This is a genomic window from Kitasatospora sp. NPDC024654 (assembly GCF_055559155.1).
Window position 1 is genome coordinate 69,988 of the sequence record NZ_JBVHLF010000008.1, and the last position, 19,736, is coordinate 89,723.

The 19,736-nt window shown below is 75.1% G+C and carries 20 protein-coding genes and 1 riboswitch; of the genes, 10 read left to right on the forward strand and 10 right to left on the reverse strand.

The annotated features are described in order from the left end of the window. Nucleotide 1: 1 nt before the first annotated feature. On the forward strand, nucleotides 2-1,336 hold the full coding sequence (locus ACZ38L_RS07350) for a DUF58 domain-containing protein (protein WP_465690119.1): 1,335 nt from the start codon (nucleotides 2-4) through the stop codon (nucleotides 1,334-1,336). Beyond that, nucleotides 1,333-3,732: a transglutaminase TgpA family protein gene (locus tag ACZ38L_RS07355; RefSeq protein WP_465690121.1), complete on the forward strand. Its 2,400-nt coding sequence runs from the start codon at nucleotides 1,333-1,335 to the stop codon at nucleotides 3,730-3,732. The genes ACZ38L_RS07350 and ACZ38L_RS07355 overlap by 4 nt, the downstream gene beginning before the upstream one ends. A 93-nt stretch (nucleotides 3,733-3,825) precedes the next feature. Here ACZ38L_RS07355 and ACZ38L_RS07360 read toward each other — a convergent pair whose 3' ends face one another. The 3 genes from ACZ38L_RS07360 to ACZ38L_RS07370 form a co-directional block, all read right to left on the reverse strand. Next, nucleotides 3,826-4,215: a DUF3040 domain-containing protein gene (locus tag ACZ38L_RS07360; protein WP_465690123.1), complete on the reverse strand. Its 390-nt coding sequence runs from the start codon at nucleotides 4,213-4,215 to the stop codon at nucleotides 3,826-3,828. A gap of 266 nt (nucleotides 4,216-4,481) precedes the next feature. Then, a complete protein-coding gene (locus ACZ38L_RS07365; RefSeq protein ID WP_465690125.1) occupies nucleotides 4,482-5,234 on the reverse strand; it encodes a methyltransferase domain-containing protein in 753 nt (250 codons plus the stop codon). A 72-nt stretch (nucleotides 5,235-5,306) separates the two neighbouring features. After that, nucleotides 5,307-5,807 (reverse strand): SAV_6107 family HEPN domain-containing protein, encoded by a 501-nt coding sequence (locus ACZ38L_RS07370; protein WP_465690127.1) that lies wholly within the window; start codon nucleotides 5,805-5,807, stop codon nucleotides 5,307-5,309. Nucleotides 5,808-6,061: 254 nt separating this feature from the next. On the opposite strand from ACZ38L_RS07370, the gene ACZ38L_RS07375 reads away from it, so the two are divergent. Both ACZ38L_RS07375 and ACZ38L_RS07380 read left to right on the forward strand, forming a co-directional pair. Further along, nucleotides 6,062-6,664: a DUF4126 domain-containing protein gene (locus ACZ38L_RS07375; protein WP_465690129.1), complete on the forward strand. Its 603-nt coding sequence runs from the start codon at nucleotides 6,062-6,064 to the stop codon at nucleotides 6,662-6,664. A gap of 32 nt (nucleotides 6,665-6,696) precedes the next feature. Continuing rightward, nucleotides 6,697-8,079: a phytoene desaturase family protein gene (locus ACZ38L_RS07380; RefSeq protein WP_465690131.1), complete on the forward strand. Its 1,383-nt coding sequence runs from the start codon at nucleotides 6,697-6,699 to the stop codon at nucleotides 8,077-8,079. A 10-nt stretch (nucleotides 8,080-8,089) separates the two neighbouring features. Here ACZ38L_RS07380 and ACZ38L_RS07385 read toward each other — a convergent pair whose 3' ends face one another. Further along, the gene (locus tag ACZ38L_RS07385; RefSeq protein ID WP_465690133.1) at nucleotides 8,090-8,983 is read right to left on the reverse strand and encodes a hypothetical protein; all 894 of its coding nucleotides are present in this window, start codon (nucleotides 8,981-8,983) and stop codon (nucleotides 8,090-8,092) included. Nucleotides 8,984-9,099: 116 nt separating this feature from the next. Next, nucleotides 9,100-10,014, reverse strand: a complete 915-nt coding sequence (gene metF, locus ACZ38L_RS07390; protein ID WP_465690135.1) for a methylenetetrahydrofolate reductase [NAD(P)H] — start codon at nucleotides 10,012-10,014, stop codon at nucleotides 9,100-9,102. A gap of 182 nt (nucleotides 10,015-10,196) precedes the next feature. Here metF and ACZ38L_RS07395 point away from each other — a divergent pair, with 182 nt between their 5' ends. After that, complete coding sequence (locus ACZ38L_RS07395; RefSeq protein WP_465690137.1) at nucleotides 10,197-11,303, forward strand: polyprenyl synthetase family protein; 1,107 nt, start codon at nucleotides 10,197-10,199, stop codon at nucleotides 11,301-11,303. Here the strand turns inward: ACZ38L_RS07395 and thiE are convergent. The 3 genes from thiE to ACZ38L_RS07410 all read right to left on the reverse strand — a co-directional run bounded on the left by thiE (nucleotide 11,297) and on the right by ACZ38L_RS07410 (nucleotide 13,553). Next, a complete protein-coding gene (thiE, locus tag ACZ38L_RS07400) occupies nucleotides 11,297-11,941 on the reverse strand; it encodes a thiamine phosphate synthase (RefSeq protein ID WP_465690139.1) in 645 nt (214 codons plus the stop codon). The genes ACZ38L_RS07395 and thiE overlap by 7 nt on opposite strands. Then, nucleotides 11,941-12,297: an Rv2175c family DNA-binding protein gene (locus ACZ38L_RS07405; RefSeq protein WP_465690308.1), complete on the reverse strand. Its 357-nt coding sequence runs from the start codon at nucleotides 12,295-12,297 to the stop codon at nucleotides 11,941-11,943. Before ACZ38L_RS07405 ends, thiE begins: the two co-directional genes overlap by 1 nt. Nucleotides 12,298-12,362: 65 nt before the next feature. Next, nucleotides 12,363-13,553 (reverse strand): NAD(P)/FAD-dependent oxidoreductase, encoded by a 1,191-nt coding sequence (locus tag ACZ38L_RS07410; RefSeq protein ID WP_465690141.1) that lies wholly within the window; start codon nucleotides 13,551-13,553, stop codon nucleotides 12,363-12,365. 78 nt (nucleotides 13,554-13,631) lie between these two features. Beyond that, nucleotides 13,632-13,745, forward strand: a riboswitch (TPP riboswitch). On the opposite strand from ACZ38L_RS07410, the gene thiO reads away from it, so the two are divergent. From thiO to pknB, 4 genes are all read left to right on the forward strand, one after another. Further along, nucleotides 13,739-14,890, forward strand: coding sequence for a glycine oxidase ThiO (gene thiO, locus ACZ38L_RS07415; RefSeq protein WP_465690143.1), 1,152 nt, complete (start codon nucleotides 13,739-13,741; stop codon nucleotides 14,888-14,890). Its footprint overlaps the riboswitch before it by 7 nt. Then, the gene (gene thiS / locus ACZ38L_RS07420) at nucleotides 14,887-15,096 is read left to right on the forward strand and encodes a sulfur carrier protein ThiS (RefSeq protein WP_396561637.1); all 210 of its coding nucleotides are present in this window, start codon (nucleotides 14,887-14,889) and stop codon (nucleotides 15,094-15,096) included. Before thiO ends, thiS begins: the two co-directional genes overlap by 4 nt. A 5-nt stretch (nucleotides 15,097-15,101) precedes the next feature. Further along, nucleotides 15,102-15,899, forward strand: coding sequence for a thiazole synthase (locus ACZ38L_RS07425; protein ID WP_465690146.1), 798 nt, complete (start codon nucleotides 15,102-15,104; stop codon nucleotides 15,897-15,899). A 123-nt stretch (nucleotides 15,900-16,022) separates the two neighbouring features. Beyond that, nucleotides 16,023-17,960 carry a Stk1 family PASTA domain-containing Ser/Thr kinase gene (pknB, locus tag ACZ38L_RS07430; RefSeq protein ID WP_465690148.1) on the forward strand — a complete coding sequence of 646 codons (1,938 nt, stop codon included), beginning with the start codon at nucleotides 16,023-16,025 and terminating at the stop codon, nucleotides 17,958-17,960. A 3-nt stretch (nucleotides 17,961-17,963) separates the two neighbouring features. Here the strand turns inward: pknB and ACZ38L_RS07435 are convergent, their stop codons facing one another. Then, nucleotides 17,964-18,593, reverse strand: coding sequence for a sulfite oxidase-like oxidoreductase (locus ACZ38L_RS07435; RefSeq protein ID WP_396561643.1), 630 nt, complete (start codon nucleotides 18,591-18,593; stop codon nucleotides 17,964-17,966). Between the two features lie 228 nt (nucleotides 18,594-18,821). Between ACZ38L_RS07435 and bfr the strand changes: the two genes are divergently transcribed. Next, on the forward strand, nucleotides 18,822-19,301 hold the full coding sequence (bfr, locus tag ACZ38L_RS07440) for a bacterioferritin (RefSeq protein WP_465690150.1): 480 nt from the start codon (nucleotides 18,822-18,824) through the stop codon (nucleotides 19,299-19,301). 19 nt (nucleotides 19,302-19,320) lie between these two features. Here bfr and ACZ38L_RS07445 read toward each other — a convergent pair whose 3' ends face one another. Beyond that, on the reverse strand, nucleotides 19,321-19,581 hold the full coding sequence (locus tag ACZ38L_RS07445; RefSeq protein ID WP_465690152.1) for a (2Fe-2S)-binding protein: 261 nt from the start codon (nucleotides 19,579-19,581) through the stop codon (nucleotides 19,321-19,323). Between the last annotated feature and the right edge of the window lie 155 nt (nucleotides 19,582-19,736).

Genomic DNA, 19,736 nt, shown 5'->3' on the forward strand with positions numbered 1-19,736 from the left:
GGTGGCGGAGCAGGATGACCCGTCCGGGTTCCGGGCCGGGCTGCGCGGCCTGACCACCCGCGGCCGCGCGTTCCTGGCCGCCGGCCTGACCGCCGTGGTCTGCTCGTACCTGCTGGGCCAGGCTCCCCTGCTGCGGGTCGGCGTGCTGCTGGCCGCGCTGCCGCTGGCCGCCGCCGTGCTGCTGGTGCGCACCCGCTACCGGGTCGCCTCCGGGCGCCGGCTCACCCCGCACCGGGCCACCGCCGGGCAGGAGGCCCGGGTGCACCTGCGGGTCGACAACGTCTCCCGGGTGCCCACCGGGCTGCTGATGCTGGAGGACATGGTCCCGTACGTGCTCGGGCCGCGCCCGCGCTTCGTGCTGGACCGGGTCGAGCCGCGCGGCCACCGCGAGGTCTCCTACCGGGTCCGCTCCGACCTGCGCGGCCGCTACCGGCTCGGCCCGCTGCGGCTGCGGCTCTCCGACCCGTTCGGGATGTGCGAGCTGACCCGCGCGTTCAACGCCTCCGACGTGCTCACCGTGGTGCCGCAGGTGCTGCCGCTGCCCGCGGTGCGGGTCTCCGGCGAGTGGGCGGGCTACGGCGAGAGCGTCTCCCGGGCGCTCGCGCAGGCCGGGGACGACGACGCGGTGCCGCGCGAGTACCGGTACGGCGACGACCTGCGCCGGGTGCACTGGAAGTCCACCGCGAAGTACGGCGAACTGATGGTCCGGCGCGAGGAGCAGCCGGTGCGCGCCCGCGCCACCGTACTGCTGGACACCCGCGAGATCGGCCACCACGGCAGCGGCCCGGCCGGCTCGTTCGAGTGGGCGGTGAGCTGCGCCGCCTCGGTCGCGGTGCACCTGCTGGAACGCGGCTTCCGGACCCGCCTGCTGACCGACACCGGTGAGTCGCTGCCGGACACCGCGGGCCTCACCGTCGGCTCGGTCGGCGAGTCGGTCGGTCTGGTGCTGGACGCGCTCGCCGCGGTGGAGCTGTCCGACGGCGCCGGACTCGACCGGGCCGAGGAGGCGCTGCGGCTGGAGGGCGAGGGCCTGCTGGTGGCGATCCTCGGCACGCTCGACGAGGAGCGGATCGCGAGCCTGGGCCGGCTGCGCCGGCGGGCCGGCACCGCGGTCGCCTTCCTGCTGGACACCGGCAGCTGGACCGGGCTGGGCCGGCCCCTCCCGGACGACGGGCGGGAGAGCGGCCGACCGCTGCGGCTGCTGCGCGAGGCCGGCTGGACCGTCCTGCCGGCCCGGGCCGGGGACGCCGTACCCGATCTCTGGCGGCAGCTGGACCGATACGCCCAGGCGGCCGGCGCCGACCGCGGCCCGACCCGGAAGGGGGCGAGCGGATGACCGCCGGCGCCCGGCTCACCGTCAGCGCCACGGCCGCCACCGGCCTGGCCACGCTCAGCCTGACCCCGCTGCTGAAACCGGCCGGTTGGCTGGTGCCCGCGCTCTTCCTGCTGCTGGTCAACGCCCTGGTCGGGATGGGCCTGCGGCGGGTCGCGCGGCACCCGCTGCTGGTCGTGGCGGGCCAACTGCTGGTGCTGTGCTACCTGCTGTTGCTCGGCGCGGTGCGCCCCTCGCTGATCGGCGGCCTGCTGCCCGGGCCGGCCACTCCCGGCGCGGTGAGCGACCTGCTCAGCTCCGCGGGCAGCGACATCCGGCTGTACGCCATCCCGGCCCCGGCCACCCCCGGCCTGCGGTTCCTGCTGATCGCCTCGGTCGCGGTGGTCGCGGTGCTGGTGGACGCCCTGGCGGTGACCCACCGGCGGGCCGCGCCGGCCGGGCTGCCGCTGCTGGCGCTCTTCACCGTCGGCTGCGGGCTGGCCGGGAGCAGTGGGGCGGCCTGGCTCTGGTTCCTGCTGGCCGCCACCGGCTACCTCGCGCTGCTCTACGCCGAGGGCCGCGACCGGCTCTCCCGCTGGGGCCGGGTGTTCCGCGGCCCGACCGCCGGGAACGGCCCGGACAGCACCGCACTCGCCGCCGGCGGGCAGCTGATCGGCGTGCTGGCCCTCGCGGTGGCCCTGATCCTGCCGGGGCTCGCCCCGAACCTGGACCTCAGCCTGATCAACCGCAACCCCGACGCCGGCGCCGGCAACGGCGACAGCATCGACGCGCTGAACCCGGTGGTCTCGCTCGCCGACGGGCTGCGCGACCAGCGCAGCGAGGACCTGATCCGCTACCACAGCGACAGCCCCGACGCGGCGAGCTCCTACCTGCGGATCACCTCGCTGGACGACTTCACCGGGGTGGAGTGGAAGCCCAGCCAGCAGGACACCGAGCCGGTCCCGGGCACCCTGCCGCCCCCCGACGGGCTCTCCACGGCGACGGCCAGCAGCACCATGCAGACCCAGGTGGTGGTCAGCAACCAGCTCAGCACCCAGTGGCTCCCCGCGCCCTACCCGATGACCCGGGCCGACCCGTCCGGCGACTGGCGCTACGAGCCGGTCAGCCGCTCGCTGATCGGGGACTCCGGCCAGAAGGCCACCGGCCTCTCCTACACGGTCACCTCGCTGCTCCCCAAGCCGACCGCCGACCAGCTCCGCCAGGCCGGCCCGGCGCCGGCCTCGGTGACCAGTCGCGACCTGGCGCTGCCGAGCAACCTGCCGAGCGTGGTGCGCAGCACCGCGTTGCAGGTCACCCAGGGGCTGGACGACGACTACGACAAGGCGATGGCGCTCCAGGCCTACTTCGCCACCTCCGGGCTGTTCACCTACAGCTCGCAGGTGGACCCGGGCACCGGACCCGCCGCCATCGCCAAGTTCCTGCAGGACAAGAAGGGGTTCTGCGTGCACTTCGCCGCCTCGATGGCGGCGATGGCCCGCACGCTGGGGATCCCGGCCCGGGTCGCGGTGGGCTTCGCTCCCGGCCGGTCCCTCGGCAACGGCAACTACGTGGTCGGCTCGCAGGACTACCACGCCTGGCCCGAGCTGTACTTCCAGGGCGCGGGCTGGCTGCGCTTCGAGCCGACGCCGACCCGGGGCACCCCGCCGGACTACTCCGGCAACCTGCCGGCGCCGGCCACCAGCACCCCCACCGACGGGCAGAGCGCGGTGCCGTCCGGCCAGCCGACCGCGCTGCCGGCCACCGGCGGCGGCTGCCCGGCGCAGCTGAGCCGGGCCGGGGACTGCCCGGGCAAGCAGGCGCCGGTGACCACGACGGCCACCGGTTCGACCGTCGGGGGCAGCACGGTGCTGCCGGCGCTGCTCGCGTGGGTCGGCGGGGGGCTGCTCGTCCTGCTGCTGCTCCTGCTGCCGATGCTGTGGCGGGCCCGGCTGCGGCGCGGTCGACTGGGTGGCGGGCGGCGGCCCGGGGCGCCGGACGGCGGGCTGACCGACGCCGCGGTACTGGCTGCCTGGACCGAGCTGGTCGACTCGGCCTGGGACCTCGGCATCCTGCCGGACGAGGCCCACAGCCCGCGGCACACCGGTCAGTGGCTCACCGAGGCGGCCGGGCTGGACGGCCCGGCGCGGGAGGCGGTGGGACGGGTGGCGCTGGCCGCCGAGCGGGTGCTGTACGCCCGCGATCCCGAGCCCTCGGCACCGCTGGGGGCCGACGTCGGCACCGTCCGGGACGGTCTACGGGCCGCGGCCGGGCGGCGGCAGCGGCTGCGCGCGGTGCTGCTCCCGGCCTCGCTGGCCCGGCCGGTCCGGCAGGCGCTGGACCGGCCGGCGGTCCTGCGGCAGCGCGGGCGGGCCGGGGCGGACCGGGCGCTGGCCGGGCTACGGCGGGGTCGGCACGGGTAGGCCGGGCCGGAGGCCCGGCCCGAACAGCACGGTGGGCGGGAAGTCCCCCCGGGACTGCCCGCCCACCGTGCTGGTGTCGCGGAGCCGCTCCGGTCAGAAGCGGCCGTCGTGCTCGTCGCGGCGGCGCTGCCAGCGCTGTTCCATCCGGTCCATCACGCCGGCCTTGCGACGGGCCGGCGGAGCCGTGCGGTACCCGGCGCCGGGGCCGACGACCGGATGGCGCCGCCAACCGGCGACCGCGAGGACCGCGCAACCCAGCATCACCAGAAAGCCCACGACACTCACCCAGATCAGCTGGGTGACCATGCCCCCCATCAGGAGGGCGACACCCGCGGTGAAGCCCGCGGCGGCTTGGTAGACCCGTCGGCGGGTGTAGGTGCGCAGGCCGGTTCCCTCGAGCGCCGTCGCGAACTTGGGATCTTCGGCGTACAGCGCTCGCTCCATCTGGTCGAGCAGTCGCTGCTCGTGCTCCGAGAGCGGCACGGAGTCCTCCTACTCGTCGGTCGCGGGGCGACCGGTCCGCCACCTGGCCTTGTCGTGGTCCATATGCCCCATGCGTCTGGCCGTCATGCGTGTCAGGCTTTACCCAGATCATACGGGCCCGGGACCCGGTCCGGAGTGGGCGGCGGATCGTCGTGTCCGCTCGATCCCCACCCGTTCCGCACTGATCCCGCACGCTGCCAAACGTGCCAACACCCGGTTGAGTTTCCGGTTGATCGGAGTTGATCGGCACAGTCTCCGGGTGGCGCTCAGGTCAGCGCGGCGAGCAGGTGCAGCTGGGTCGCGACGGCGTGGAAGGCGGGCTGCTGGGCGGCCGCCTCCTCCAGCCTGAGCAGCGCCTCCATCGCACCGGGTTCGGTGTCCACCAGCACGCCGGGCACCAGGTCGGCGAAGACCCGAACCCCGTGCACCGACTCGACCCGCAGGCCGGCCGCGACGGCCAGCCCGTCCAGCTCCTCGGCGGTGAAGCGGCGGGGCATCGGGTCGCCGGCGCCCCAGCGGCCGTCGGGGGCCGCCAGCACCGCCTGGGCCTCGTCGAAGTGGCCGGCCAGCGCCCGGGCCAGCACGGCGCCGTTGCGGTTGGCCGCGAGCAGGCTGACCAGGCCGCCCTTGCGCAGGGTCGTGGTGAGGTGGCCGAGCGCCTCGGCCGGGTCGTCCACCATCTCCAGCACGCCGTGGCAGAGCACCGCGTCGACCGAGCAGGGGGTGATCACCTCGGGCAGCGTCTGGGTGTCGCCCTGGACCGCGCGGACCAGGTCGGTCACCCCGGCCTCGGCGGCCCGCCGTTCCAGCGCGAAGAGCGCGTCCGGGCTGGGGTCGACCACGGTGACCCGGTGACCGAGCCGGGCCACCGGCACGGCGAAGTTTCCGGTGCCGCCGCCGGTGTCCAGGACGTCCAGCACCGGCTGGTCCAGCTCGGCGACCCGCCGCTCCAGGGCCGTGCGCACCACCTCCCAGACCACGGCGGTACGCAGGGCGCTGCGGGGACGCGTCGGGTACACGGTGAGCTCTCCTCCGAGACAGGGGCCGGACGGGACCAACCTTAGGCCCTCGCCACCCCTGGTCACGCTCGGTCAACCACCGCCGGTTCCCGAGCCACCGAGCCGCAGGATCCGCTCGACCAGCCGGACGAAGAGCGCGGTGTTCCGGACCAGGTCGTCGGCGTCCCGGATGCTGGCGGCGCCCCGGATGCCGGCCTCGGCGGCTGCCCGTTTGGCCGCGCCGGCCGCGAAGTACCCGGCCCACTCGGCGAGTTCGGGCGCCACCTCGGGCAGCACGGACCAGGCGCTGCGAATCGCCCGGCGGCGCCGCGGATCCCGCTCGGGGCGGCCCCGGACGGCGAGCACGGCGGCGGTGGTGCGCAGCGCGGCGAGGTGCGCGGTGGCGTACCGCTCCAGCGGGTCCTCGGCGGCACCGGCCCGGACCAGGGTGCGCCGCGCCTGGGCCAGCAGGTCGCGGGCGGCGGGCGGCGCCCCGGCCCGGAGCAGCACCGGGTGGACGTCGACGGAACGCAGCGGGAGCTCTCCCGCGGCCTCCGGCTGGGAGGTGCCCCCATGGAGCTCGGTCACGGTCATGGTCTCCCCCGGTCCAACTGCGGGCGGCCGCGGACCGGTCGGCCCGCACTCCCATGCTGTCGCCCACCACTGACAGTCCCCGGGGGCGCCGAACGGTCAGCCGGTCCGGCCCGGCCCGGGCGATCAGCGACACGCCCTGCCGGAACAGGTCGTCGGCTCCCTCGGCGGCCGGCGGGATCGCGAGCTCCAGCACGGGGCGGGGTAGCGTGGCGGGCGGCGGTGGCGGATGACGGCCGCCGGACGGGGAGGACGTCGTGACCATCGTTCCGCTGATCTTCACCAGCGGGTGGGCCAGCGGGATCAACGCCTACGCCGTGGTGCTGATCCTCGGGCTGCTGGGCAGGTTCGGCGGGGCCGGGACGGTGCCGCCGGCTCTGGAACGCACCGACGTGCTGGTCGCGGCGGCCGTGCTCTTCCTGTGCGAGGCGGTCGCGGACAAGGTCCCGTACCTGGACACCGTCTGGGACGCCGTGCACACCGTGATCCGGCCGGTCGCCGGCGCCGTGGTGGCCGCGCTGATCGCCTCGCGGCATCCCGGCTCGCTCGGCGAGCTGGCCGCCGGCGCGCTGGGCGGGACGACCGCGCTGGTCAGCCACCTGGTCAAGGCCTCGCTGCGGATGGCGGTGAACACCTCGCCGGAGCCGGCCGGCAACATCGCGCTCAGCATCGCCGAGGACCTGACGGTGGCCGGGCTGGTCACCCTGGCGGTCTTCCACCCGTGGGTGGCGGGCTCCGTCGCGGCCGGGCTGCTGCTCCTCGGGCTGCTGCTGGTCCGGCTGGCGGTCGGCCGGATCCGCCGCTTCCTGGCCCGGCGCCGCGAGCGGCGGGCGCCGCGGGCCACCGCGGTCACCGCCTGAGCTGCGGGGACGGTCCCCTAGGATCAACAGCCATGGCACGGATCGTCATCATCGGAGCGGGGATCAGCGGGCTGGCGGCAGCGGCGCGGCTGGCCACCATCGGCCACCGGGTGACGGTGTACGAGGCCGCCGAGACCTACGGCGGGATGCTCGGGCAGTACCGCCGGGACGGCTTCGCCTTCGACACCGGACCGACCCTGCTGACCCTCCCCGCGGTCTACCGCGACCTCGCGTTGAAGACCGGCAAGGAGCCGCTGGAACAGTTGGTCGAACTCGCCCCGGTCGAGCCGGAGAGCCACCACCTGTTCGCCGACGGCTCGTCCGCGCGGCTCCCGAACGCCTCCCGCGGCGGGGTCGGGCAGGCGCTGGACACCGCGTTCGGGGCCGGCGCGGGCGAGCGCTGGGGAGCGGTGACGAACCGTGGCCGGTCGGTCTGGGAAGCCACCCGGCGCCCGCTGCTGGAGGAGCCGCTGCCCGCCGACCCCGGCCCGCTGCGCACCGACCCGTACCCGGCCCCGCCCCGGCGCGGGCTGGCCCGGCTGCGCGGCGGCGCGCCGACCCTCGCCCGGGTCGCCGAGCGCGAACTCGACGGGCACCCGGCGCTGACCGCGCTGCTGGAGGAGTACGCGCTCCGGTTCGGCTTCGACCCGCGCACCGTGCCGGCCGGCGCCACCGTGATCCCCTACATGGAGCAGTCCTTCGGGGTCTGGTACGTCCGCGGCGGGATGCGGGCGCTGGCCGAGGCGGTCTACCGGCGCTGCGAGCTGCGCGGGGTGGAGTTCCGGTTCGGCGAGCGGGTCGAGCGGCCGGCGGCGGCCGACGCCGTGCTGCGACCCGGCCCCGGCGACCCCGCGCTGCCCGGCCGGGTCAGCGTGCTGCTCGCGCTGCGCGGCCCGCGCCCGGACGGCACCGCGCACCGGACGGTGGTGCACGCCGCCGACCGGGCCGACGAGCTGGACGCGCTGTTCGGCCGGACCGCCCGGCTCTGCGCGCGCCCGACCGTGCAGGTGCTGCGCCCGGACGACCCGACGCTGCGCCCCGACGACGCCCACGAGACGGCCACCCTCACGGTGACCGTGCCCTCGCGGGCCCGGTTCGACTGGAGCGCGCCCGGCGTCGCCGACCGGTTCGCCGACGCGCTGCTGACGCACGTCGACGCGGCCGGGCTCGGGCTGCGCGAGCGGGTGCTCTGGCGGGTGGTGCGGAGTCCGGCCGACACCGAGCGGGAGACCGGCTCCCCCGGCGGTGCCGTGCCGCGGCCCGCGCTGGCGGGGGCGGGCGGGGCGTTCCTGCTGCCCGGCAACGCCGCGCCGGGTGGCGGCTACCTGATCGGCGGCGCGGCGCACCCCGGCGGCGGGCTGGCCCGGGCGGGCATGTCGGCCTGCGTCACGGCCGGCCTGATCGGCCCGGCCTGACGCCGCGCCGTTACTGCGGCCAGCCCCCCGGCTGCGGCTGGTACTCGTGGCCGGGCTGCTGCGGGATGCCGCCGTACTGCTGCTGGTAGCCGGGCTGCTGGTAGTCGGGCTGCTGGTAGTCGGAGGGCCAGGCGGCCTGCTGCTGGTAGCCCTGCTCGGGGTAAGGCTGCTGCTGGTAGCCCTGGCCGTACTCCTCCGGCTGGTAGCCGTAGCCCGGCTGCTGCTGCCAGGCCGGATCGGCGAACTGGTAGCCCTGCTCGGGGTAGGGCTGGGGGGCGTACGGCACGCCGTACGGGTCGACCGGGTACTGCTGCTGCTCCGGGTACGCCGGATAGCCCTGCTCCGGGTAACCGGAGCCGGCGTACGGGACCGCGCCGTACTGCGGGTAGCCGGCCGGCTGCTGCTGCTCGTACCCGACGGCCTGGTAGACGCCGTAGTCGTCCGGGCCCACCGGGCCGTCCAGCCCGTCGCTCACCGCGTCCTCCGCGGACTCCGGCAGGAGTTCCTCGGCGGGCTCCTCGATCGGCCCGACCTCGCCGACCGGCACGTCCGCCGCCACCGCCTCGGCGCCCGCCACCGCCGCCCCGCCGGTGAGCGCGCCCAGCAGCGGGACCCTGGCCAGTGGTCCGGGCAGTGAGCCGTCCGCCGCGCGCAGCGACCAGCCGGCCGGCTTGCCGCGCTTCACCGCGAGGGTCACCAGCACCTGGCCGGCCGCGAAGACCACCGCGCCGACCCCGATCAGCACCACCGAGCGGGTCGCCATCCCGGCCACCACCAGCAGGAACCCGCCGAGCGCGGCGCCCCGCCAGTGCAGCGGCGCACGGTTCTGCAACAGCAGCTCGGCGACCAGCCAGAGCGCGACCACCGCGAGGGCCGCGTACAACACCAGCATCCCGATGCCCATCAGCGACCTCCGCCACAGCCCGGCGCGCGGCACGCGCGCGTGCCGCGACTGTACCCGTTCGACCGCCGCCGCCCCACATCCGCGCCCGCCGCGGCGGATGCCCGGGGCCCGCCGGCTCAGCCGCGGTGCAGGCCCAGGTTCTGGTAGATCTGCAGGGTCGCGGTCGAGCCGTTGAGGGTGATGAAGTGCAGACCGGGCGCCCCCTCGGCGAGCAGCCGCTCGGACATCGAGGTCGCGTGTTCGATGCCGACCTCGCGCAGCGCCGCCGGGTCGTCCACCGCGGCCCGCAGCCGGGCCTCCAGCTCGGCCGGGAACGCCGAGCCGCTGAGCTGCGGGAACCGCTCCAGCTGCTTGGCGTTGGTGACCGGCATGATCTCCGGGATGATCGGCACCTCGCAGCCGGCCGCGGCGACCCGGTCGCGCAGCCGCAGGTAGTCCTCCACCTCGAAGAACATCTGGGTGATCGCGTAGTCGGCACCGGCCCGGACCTTGGCGACGAAGTGCCGGATGTCGTCGTCCCAGTTGAGCGAGCGCGGGTGCATCTGTGGGAAGGCGGCCACCCCGACGCAGAAGTCCCCGATGCCCTTGATCAGCTCCACCAGCTCGTACGCGTAGCCGACGCCCTGCGGGTGGCGCACCCACTCGCCCTGCGGGTCGCCGGGCGGGTCGCCGCGTACCGCGAGGACGTTCCGCACGCCCTGGTCGGCGTAGTGGCCGATGATGTTGCGCAGCTCGGCGATCGAGTGGTCCACCGCGGTGAGGTGGGCGACCGGGGTCAGTGTGGTCTCGGCGGCGATCCGGCCGACCATGTTGACGGTGCGGCCGCGTGAGGACCCGCCGGCGCCGTAGGTCATGCAGACGAAGTTCGGGTTGAGCGCCTCCAGCCGGCGGATCGCGTCCCAGAGCTTCTGCTCCGCGGCCTCGCTGCGTGGCGGCATGAACTCGAAGGAGTACGAGCGCTGGCCGGCCGCCAGCAGTTCGCGGACCGTGGAAGCGCGGTCGGTTCTGGTGGAAGAAACACCGAGTGCCATGTTCGCAGATTAGCGGCCGACGCTCGGCCGCGAACAAACCTTGTCCACCAACTGAGACATGAGGTCCACCACCTGCGGCGCGGCCCACCCGGTGGATGGGACGCGACAGGGGTGGATCAGCCGCGCGAGTTCGAACGGAGCCCGGCTACCCTGAGGTCACCCCAGTGATTCCGGAGACACCCGTGACCTCGCCCAGCCCGACAGCCGTCCAGCCCCTCGACGTCGAGGCGGTCCGCGAGCGCGTCAACACCGCGCTGGCGGAGTTCATGGCCGGCCAGCACGCCCTGCTCGGCTCGATCTCGCCGGGCCTGCTGCCGGCCGCCGAGGCCCTGCGCGAGTTCCTGCTGGACGGCGGCAAGCGGCTGCGCCCGGCGTTCTGCTACTGGGGCTGGCGCGGCGCGGGCGGCGCGGCGGAGAGCACCGGCATCGCGCACGCGGCTGCCGCGCTGGAGCTGCTGCAGGCCAGCGCCCTGGTGCACGACGACCTGATGGACCGCAGCGACACCCGGCGCGGCCTGCCGTCCGTCCACCGCCGCTTCGAGGCGCTGCACCGGGACAGCGGCTGGCGCGGCGACCGCGAGCAGTTCGGGGCGGCCGCCGCGGTGCTGCTCGGCGACCTGCTGCTGATCTGGTGCGACGAGCTCTTCGTCCGCTGCGGGCTCGACCCGGCGGCGGTGCTGGCCGCCAAGCCGGTCTTCGACCTGATGCGCACCGAGGTGATGGCCGGTCAGTACCTGGACGTGCTGGAGCCGGTGGCCGGCGACTCCACCGACGCCGGAGCGCTGGACCGGGCGCAGACCGTGCTGCACTACAAGTCGGCGAAGTACACCATCGAGCGCCCGCTGCAGGTCGGCGCCCGGCTGGCGGGGGCCTCAGACCGGCTGATGGCGGCGTACTCGGCGTTCGGCCTGCCGCTCGGCGAGGCCTTCCAGCTCCGCGACGACCTGCTCGGGGTGTTCGGCGACCCGGCGGTGACCGGCAAGCCCGCCGGCGACGACCTGCGGGAGGGCAAGCGCACCCTGCTGGTCGCGCTGGCCATGCGCGGCCTGCCGCCGGCCCGGGCCAGGCGGCTGGACGAGCGGCTCGGCGCCCCCGGGCTGGGCGCGGCGGAGATCGCCGAGCTGAGCGAGCTGGTGGCCCGCAGCGGCGCGGCCGAGCGGGTCGAGGAGCGGATCGAGGCGCTGATGGCCCAGTCGCTGGCGGCCCTGGACGCGGCCCCGCTGGTGGACGACGCGGCCCGGACCACGCTGCTCGCGCTGGCCCGGGCCGCGACCGTCCGCCGTTACTGAGCCCTCAGCCGGGCCGCCAGCTCGGCGGCCGCCGCCCCCGGGTCCTCGGCCGCGGTGATCGCCCGGACCACCACCACCCGGCGGGCGCCGGCGGCCAACACCTGGTCCAGGTTGCCCAGGTCGATCCCGCCGATGGCGAACCACGGGCGGTCCGTCACCTGTCGGGCGGCGTACTCGACCAGACCGAGCCCGGGTGCGGGCCGGCCGGGCTTGGTCGGCGTCGGCCAGACCGGGCCGGTGCAGAAGTAGTCCACCCCCGGCTCGGCGACGGCCGCGGCCACCTCGGACTCGGCGTGGCAGGAGCGCCCGATCAGCACGTCCGGGCCGAGGATCGCCCGGGCGTGCGGCACCGGCAGGTCGTCCTGCCCGAGGTGCAGCACGTCGGGCCGGGCGGCGTGCGCCACGTCGGCCCGGTCGTTGACCGCGAAGAGCTTGCCGTGCCGCCGGGCGGCGTCCGCGAAGACCTCCAGGTACTCCAGCTCCTGCCGGGCCTCCAGGCCCTTGTCGCGGAGCTGGACGATGTCCACCCCGCCGGCCAGCACGGCGTCCAGGAACTCCGGCAGGTCGCCCTGCTCGCGCCGGGCGTCGGTGCACAGGTACAGCCGGGCGTCGGCCAGCCGGGCGCGCGGGTCCGTCATCAGAGCGCCATCGCCTGGGCGCGCCGCTTGACCTCGGTGCCGCGGTTCTCACGCAGCGCCTGGATCGGGCTGCCGGGCAGCGACGGGTCGTCGGTGAAGAGCCACTCGAGGATCTCCTCGTCGGAGAAACTGCCGTCGCGCAGCACCGTCAGGGTGCCGGCCAGGTGCTTGACCAGCCCGCTGTCCTCGATGAAGGCCGCCGGGACCTGGAGCGAGCGGTTGGGGCCGCGGCGGACCGCGATCAGCCGGTGGTCCTTGACCATCTGGCGGACCTCGGTGACCTGGACACCCCATCGCTCGGAGATGTCCGGCAGGTAGAGCCAGTCCTGGACAAGGGATTCGATCTTGGATTCCATCTCACTCACGGCACCAGCCTGCCATCCCGGCGACCCCCCGCGCACCAGCGGCCCGGCGGCTGACCTCACAGCGCGGACTTCAGCGGCACCTCGGGGTCGGCCGCGCGCTCCGGATCCAGCACCACGGCCCGCTCGATCAGCCGGCGGCCCTGCGCCAGGTCGCGCGGCCGGTCCACGGCGAGCACCGCGACCAGTGCCCCCTCGCGCAGCCAGAGCACGCTCCACGCCGGGTCGGTCGGGGAGCCGCGCCAGAGCAGCCGGTCGGCGCCGCCGTGCCGGCCGGCGTACTGGACCATCCGGCCGAACTGCTCGGACCAGAAGTACGGCACCGGGTCGTACGGCGCCTCCGCGCCCAGCAGCGCGGCGCCGACCGCCCGGCCGGAGTGCAGCGCGTGGTCCCAGTGCTGGACGGAGATCCGCTCGCCGAACCGGGCCGAGGGGTAGCTGGCGCAGTCGCCGGCCGCCCAGACCCCCGGCAGGGAGGTGCGCAGCCGCTGGTCGGCCAGCACGGTGCCGGCCGGGTCCAGCTCCACCCCGGAGCCGGCCAGCCAGCCGGTGGCCGGCCGCGCGCCGACCCCGACCAGCACCTCGTCCGCGACCACCCGCTCGCCGTCCGCCAGCAGCACCGCGCCCGGCTCGACCGCCGCCACCCGGGCGCCCAGCCGCAGCTCCACCCCGGCGGCCCGGTACCACTCCCGCATCGGCGCGGTCAGCTCGGCCGGCAGCGCCCCCGGCAGCGGCGCGTCGGCCGCCTCCAGCACGGTCACCGCGCAGCCCAGCTCCCGAGCCGCGGTGGCCGTCTCGGCCCCGATCCAGCCGGCGCCGACCAGCACCAGGTGCCGCCCGGGCCGCAGCTCCGTGCGCAGCGCGAGCGAGTCCGCCAGGGTCCGCAGCGTCCGCTCGCCGCTCGCGGCGGGCAGCCGCACCGGGTCCGCACCGGTGGCCAGCACCAGGTGGTCGTAGGCCAGCTCCCCCGCGTCGGTCTGCAGCAGGCCCGGCGCCAGGCCGGTGGCCCGACGGCCGGTCAGCAGCTCGACGCCGAGCCGCTGCCAGTCCAGTTCGTACAGCGTGCTGTCGGTCTTGCCCAGCAGGACGTCCTTGGAGAGCGGCGGCCGGTCGTACGGCGCCCGCGGCTCCGCCCCGACCAGCGTCAGCGAGCCCTGCCACCCCCCTTCGCGCAGCGCCAGGGCGCACTGCGCCCCCGCCAGCCCGGCGCCGACCACGACCACCCGATCCGTGCTCTTCAGCTCAGCCATTCGGCCACTCTAACGAGCACCGCAATACCACCCTCCGTACGCACCCTCGGCCGCCCCGGGGGCCGGCGATAAGGTGGGGTGAGACATCACGGGAGCCCGGCGCACCGGGCTGAGAGGCGGGCTGCGGCGGCCCGCGACCGTCCGAACCTGATCCGGGTCATTCCGGCGAAGGGAGCATCCGCATCGTGGCACGCACATCCACCGACGTCCTGGTCGTCGGCGGCGGCGTCATCGGCCTCGCGGTGGCCTGGCGCACCGCACAACGCGGCCTCGCGGTGACCGTCCTCGACCCCACCCCCGGTGGCGGCGCGGCGCAGGTGGCGGCCGGCATGCTGGCCCCGGTGACCGAGCTGCAGTACGGCGAGGAGCCGCTGCTGCGCCTGGGCATCGCGTCGAACCAGCGGTACGCCGCGTTCGCCGCCGAGCTGACCGAGGCCACCGGCCTGCCCACCGGCTACCGGGCCACCGGCACGCTGGCCGTCGCGCTGGACTCCGACGACCGGGCCGAGCTGCGCGAGCTGCACGGGTTCCACCAGCGGCTGGGCCTCGACTCGCAGTGGCTGACCGGCCGGGAGGCCCGCCGGCTGGAGCCGATGCTCTCCCCCGGGGTGAGCGGCGGCCTGCTCGTCACCGGCGACCACCAGGTGGACGGCCGCCGGCTGTGCGCCGCGCTGCTGGCCGGCTGCGAGCGGGCCGGGGTGCGGCTGCACCGGGACCGGGCGGCGGAGCTGCTGGTCACCGCGGGGCGGGCGGCCGGGGTGCGGCTGCCCGACGGCAGCGAGCTGACGGCCGGGCGGCTGGTGCTCGCCGCCGGCCCGTACAGCCACCGGCTGGCCGGCCTGCCGGAGGGGGTGCTGCCCGCGATCCGCCCGGTCAAGGGCCAGATCCTGCGGCTGCGGATCCCCGGCCCGTACGCGCCGTTCCTCTCCCGCAACGTCCGCGCGGTGGTCCGTGGCCAGCACCTGTACCTGGTACCGCGCGCGGACGGCGAGCTGGTGATCGGCGCGACCACCGAGGAGCAGGGCTACGACACCACGGTCACCGCGGGCGGCGTCTACGAACTGCTGCGCGACGCGCACCAGCTGGTCCCGGGCGTCACCGAGCTGCCGCTCACCGAGACCGGCGCGGGCCTGCGCCCCGGCTCGCCGGACAACGCCCCGCTGCTCGGCCCGACCGCGCTGCCCGGGCTGGCCGCCGCCACCGGCCACTACCGCAACGGGGTGCTGCTCACCCCGGTCACCGCCGACCTGCTCGCCGCCTACCTGGCCGAGGGCACCGTCCCCGACCTCGCCGTCCCGTTCTCCCCGCTCCGCTTCACCCAGAGGGCCGCCGCATGAACCCGATCCAGCTGACCGTCAACGGCGAACCCCGCGAGGTCGCCCGGACCGCCACCCTGGCCGAGGTGGTGGCCACCCTGAGCACCGCGCACTCCGGGGTGGCCGCCGCGCTCAACGAGACCGTGGTCCCGCGCGGCTCGTGGGCCCGGACCCCGCTGGCCGCGGGCGACCGGGTGGAGATCCTCACCGCCGTGCAGGGGGGCTGAGCGGCATGGCCGACGACACCCTGACGATCGCCGACACCACCTTCACCTCCCGCCTGATCATGGGCACCGGCGGCGCGCCCAGCCTGGACGTGCTGGAACAGGCACTGCGGGTCTCCGGCACCGAGCTCACCACGGTGGCGATGCGCCGGGTGAAGGCGGACACCCAGGGCTCGGTGCTGGACGTGCTGTCCCGCAACGGGATCCGGGTGCTGCCCAACACCGCGGGCTGCTTCACCGCCGGCGAGGCGGTGCTGACCGCCCGGCTGGCCCGCGAGGCGCTCGGCACGAACTGGGTCAAGCTGGAGGTGATCGCCGACGAGCGGACCCTGCTGCCCGACCCGATCGAACTGCTGGACGCCGCCGAGACCCTGGTCGACGACGGCTTCACGGTGCTCCCCTACACCAACGACGACCCGGTGCTGGCCCGCAAGCTGGAGGACGTCGGCTGCGCCGCGATCATGCCGCTGGGCTCGCCGATCGGCTCCGGGCTCGGCATCCGCAACCCGCACAACTTCCAGCTGATCGTGGAGAGCGCCAACGTGCCGGTGGTCCTGGACGCCGGCGCGGGCACCGCCTCGGACGTGGCACTGGCGATGGAGCTGGGCTGCTCGGCGGTGATGCTGGCCTCCGCGGTGACCCGGGCTCAGGAGCCGGTGCTGATGGCCGACGCGATGCGCCGGGCCGCCGAGGCGGGCCGGCTGGCGTACCGGGCCGGCCGGATCCCGCGCCGCTTCCACGCCGAGGCCTCCTCGGCGATGGCCGGCCGGGCCGACCTCGACCACCGTGAGCGGCCCGCGTTCTGACGCCCCGACAACCGTCCCGCGCCCTTGGCCCAATGTCACGAGCGGGGCACAAGCGGGGCACAACGGCCCCGGACGCGGTGTCACCCGGGACACCCGCCGGGGTCACCCCCCTACACTCCTCTGGTGGACACGACGTTGAACGACCCCCTGCTGGGCACGCTGCTGGACGGCCGCTACCGGGTCGAGCAGCGGATCGCGGCGGGCGGCATGGCGACCGTCTACCGGGGCACCGACACCCGGCTCGACCGGGTGCTGGCGCTCAAGGTGATGAACCCGGGGCTGGCCGGGGACGCCGAGTTCACCGCGCGTTTCATCCGCGAGGCCAAGGCGGTCGCCCGGCTCTCGCACCCCAACGTGGTCAACGTCTTCGACCAGGGCGCCGACCAGGGTGTGGTCTTCCTCGCGATGGAGTACGTCCCCGGGCGCACCCTGCGCGACGTGCTGAGCGACCGCGGCGCGCTCTCCGTCCGGGCCGCGTTGGACGTGCTGGAGCCGGTGCTGGCCGCGCTCGGCGCCGCGCACCGGGCCGGGTTGGTGCACCGGGACGTCAAACCGGAGAACGTGCTGATCAACGACGGCGGCATGGTCAAGGTCGCCGACTTCGGCCTGGTCCGGCTGCTCTCCGGCACCGAGGCGACCGGTTCGAGCGCCACCACCCCGGGCGTGGTGCTGGGCACCGTCTCCTACCTGGCCCCCGAGCAGGTCCAGCCGGGCGCCGCGACCGACCAGCGGGTGGACGTCTACGCGGCCGGCATCATGCTGTACGAGCTGCTCACCGGCAGCAAGCCGTACGCCGGCGAGAACCCGATGCAGGTGATCTACCGTCACCTGCACGAGACCGTCCCGGCCCCCTCGCTGACCGTCCCCGGCCTGCCGCCCGAGCTGGACGCGATAGTCGCCGCGGCCACCGCCCGCGACCCGCGGGCCCGTCCGTGGGACGCGGTGGAGCTGCTGGCCGCCCTGCAACGGCTGCGGCGCACCCTGACGCCGGCCCAGCTCGACGCCGAGCCCCCCGCCTCCAGCCGGCCCACTCCGCGGTTCGCCACCAACGAGGCGACCTCGGTGATCCCCGCGCCGCCGCCCGAGCGGACCGCCGTGCTGGACCTGCCGGCGGACGCGACGATGCGGCTGCTCCGCCCGCGCCCGTACCACGAGCCCACGCCGGCCCGCCGGCCGATGCGGCCGGCCGGCAAGCGGCGGCTGATCTGGGGTTCGGTGCTGGCCGCCGTGGTGGTCGTGGTCGCGGCGGTCAGCTACCTGCTCTCCGGCGCGGTCTACGCGACCATGCCGAGCGTGCTCGGCGAGACCCAGGCGCAGGCCGTCACCACGCTGGCCGGGGCCGGGCTGCAGGGCCGCTTCGTGCAGGCGTTCAGCGAGAACGTCCCGGCCGGCCAGGTGGTCAGCTCCGACCCCGGGGTCGGGGCACGGGCCCGGAAGAGCGATCCGGTGACGGTGACGCTCTCCAGGGGGCCCGAGCGGATCGCCGTGCCGGACGTCACCGGCAAGCCGCTGGCCCAGGCGCAGCAGTTGCTCGGCGCGGCCCGGCTGACCCCGGGGACGACCAGCCAGGCCTACAGCCCGACCGTGCCGACCGGCTCGGTGATCTCCACCAACCCGGCCGCCGGCCAGCAGCTGCCGGTGAACGCGCCGATCGCGCTGGTGGTCAGCCAGGGCCCGGCGCCGGTGGCGGTGCCGAGCGTGGTCGGCCAGCCGGTCGCGCAGGCGCAGTCGGCGCTGACCGGGGCGGGCTTCAAGGCGGCGCTGGGCGGCCAGGCCTACTCGGACACCGTCCCGTCCGGCTCGGTGACCGCGCAGGACGTCACCGGCACCGCTGTGCCCGGCTCGACGGTGACCCTGACGCTCTCCAAGGGCCCGCAGCCGGTGACCGTGCCGAACGTGACCGGGATGAGCGAGTCGGACGCCACCAAGGCGCTGGGCGCGGCCGGGTTCCAGGTGAAGAGCACCGGCTTCAACTTCCTGGGTCTGGGCAGCGTCTCCGGGCAGAGCCCGGCGGCCGGCCAGCAGGCGCCCAAGGGCAGCACGGTGACCATCAACTTCTAGGACTCAGCGCAGCGGCCCGTCGCCGGGTTCCTCCTGGTAGGAGTAGCGCTGCTCGGCCCACGGGTCGGCGAGGTTGTGGTAGCCGCGTTCCTCCCAGAAGCCGCGCCGGTCGGCCCGCATGTACTCCACCGCCCGCACCCACTTGGGGCCCTTCCAGGCGTACAGCTGCGGGACGACCAGTCGCACCGGGAAGCCGTGCTCGACGCTCAGCGGCTCGCCGTTGCGGTGGGTGGCGAAGACCGTGCGCGGGTCGGCGAAGTCGGCCAGCCGCAGGTTGGCGCTGTAGCCGTACTCGGCCCAGACCATCACATGGGTCACCCCGGGGGCCGGCGGGACCAGTTCAAGCACGGTCCGTCCGGCGACGCCGCTCCACTCGCTGCCGAGCATCGAGAAGCGGGTCACGCAGTGCAGGTCGGCCCGGACGGTGACCCGCGGCAGGGTATGGAAGCCCGCGTGGTCCCAGCTGTGCTTCTCCGCCGAGGCGGTCGCTCCGAACACCTGGAAGTCCCAGGTCAGCGGCTTGAACCGGGGTACCGGGCCGTAGTGCAGGACGGGCCAGCCGCGCTGCAGGCGCTGCCCGGGTGGGAGTCTCGGGTCAGACGGTTGCGGTGGTTCTTGTTCGGACTGACCCATGGCTCCATGGTGACAGACGGCGGACGAACACCACCGCGCGCCCCTTTCCGTGGGCACGCGCCGGAACGCACCCCCCCGGCGGGGCACTTGGGCGGGACACTTGCTGGCAAAACGGATAATCCGCCACATATTCGGATGAGCGTGAGCTTACTGGAAATACCACCTGTGGCGATGCCACCATGCGTCCAGCCCGTTCCACTTGTGACTTGTGAGGCAGGAAGGCACACCATGCAGGGCGACCCCGAGGTCATCGAACTCCTCAACGAACAGCTCACCGCCGAGCTGACCGCGATCAACCAGTACTTCCTGCACGCCAAGATGCAGGAGAACTTCGGCTGGACCAAGCTCGCCAAGTACACCCGGCACGAGTCCTTCGACGAGATGAAGCACGCCGAGGTCCTCACCGACCGGATCCTCCTCCTCGAGGGCCTGCCCAACTACCAGCGGCTCTTCCACGTCCGGATCGGTCAGACGGCCAAGGAGATGTTCGAGGCGGACCGGCAGGTCGAGATCGAGGCGATCGACCGGCTGCGTCGGGGCATCGTGGTGATGCGGGCCAAGAACGACGTCACCTCGGCCAACGTCTTCGAGGACATCCTGGCCGACGAGGAACACCACATCGACTACCTCGACACCCAGCTGGAACTGGTGGAGAAGCTCGGCGAGGCGCGCTACCTGGCCCAGCAGATCGAGCAGCCGGAGACCTGAGCGGCGAGTCGGCGCGGCCCTACGCGGCCCGGCGCACCCGCTGCGGCCGGGACGGCTCAGCGGCCTCCGGGTCCGCCAGGCCGAGCCGGGCGGCCAACCGGGCGGTCGGGCACGGCCGCGCCCCCTGCTCCCCCAGCAGTGCCTGGATCCGCCGCACGCAGGAGCCGCAGTCGGTGCCGGCCCGGCAGCCCTGCGCGATCGAGCGCGGCGAGTCGGCGCCGGCCTCGATGGCCTGCTTGACCTGGTCCTCGGTGACCGCATGGCACATGCACACGTACATAGCGGACTCTCCCGGGGTGGTGCGGTGATGGGCGGGCACGGACGGCACCGCACCATTGAGCTAAGCCTTACCTTACCTGGCTCCCGGGGTACGAAGAAGCCCCTCCGGTCCTCGATTCGCCGAGGTCGGAGGGGCCTTCGTCACACTCGCGCCGG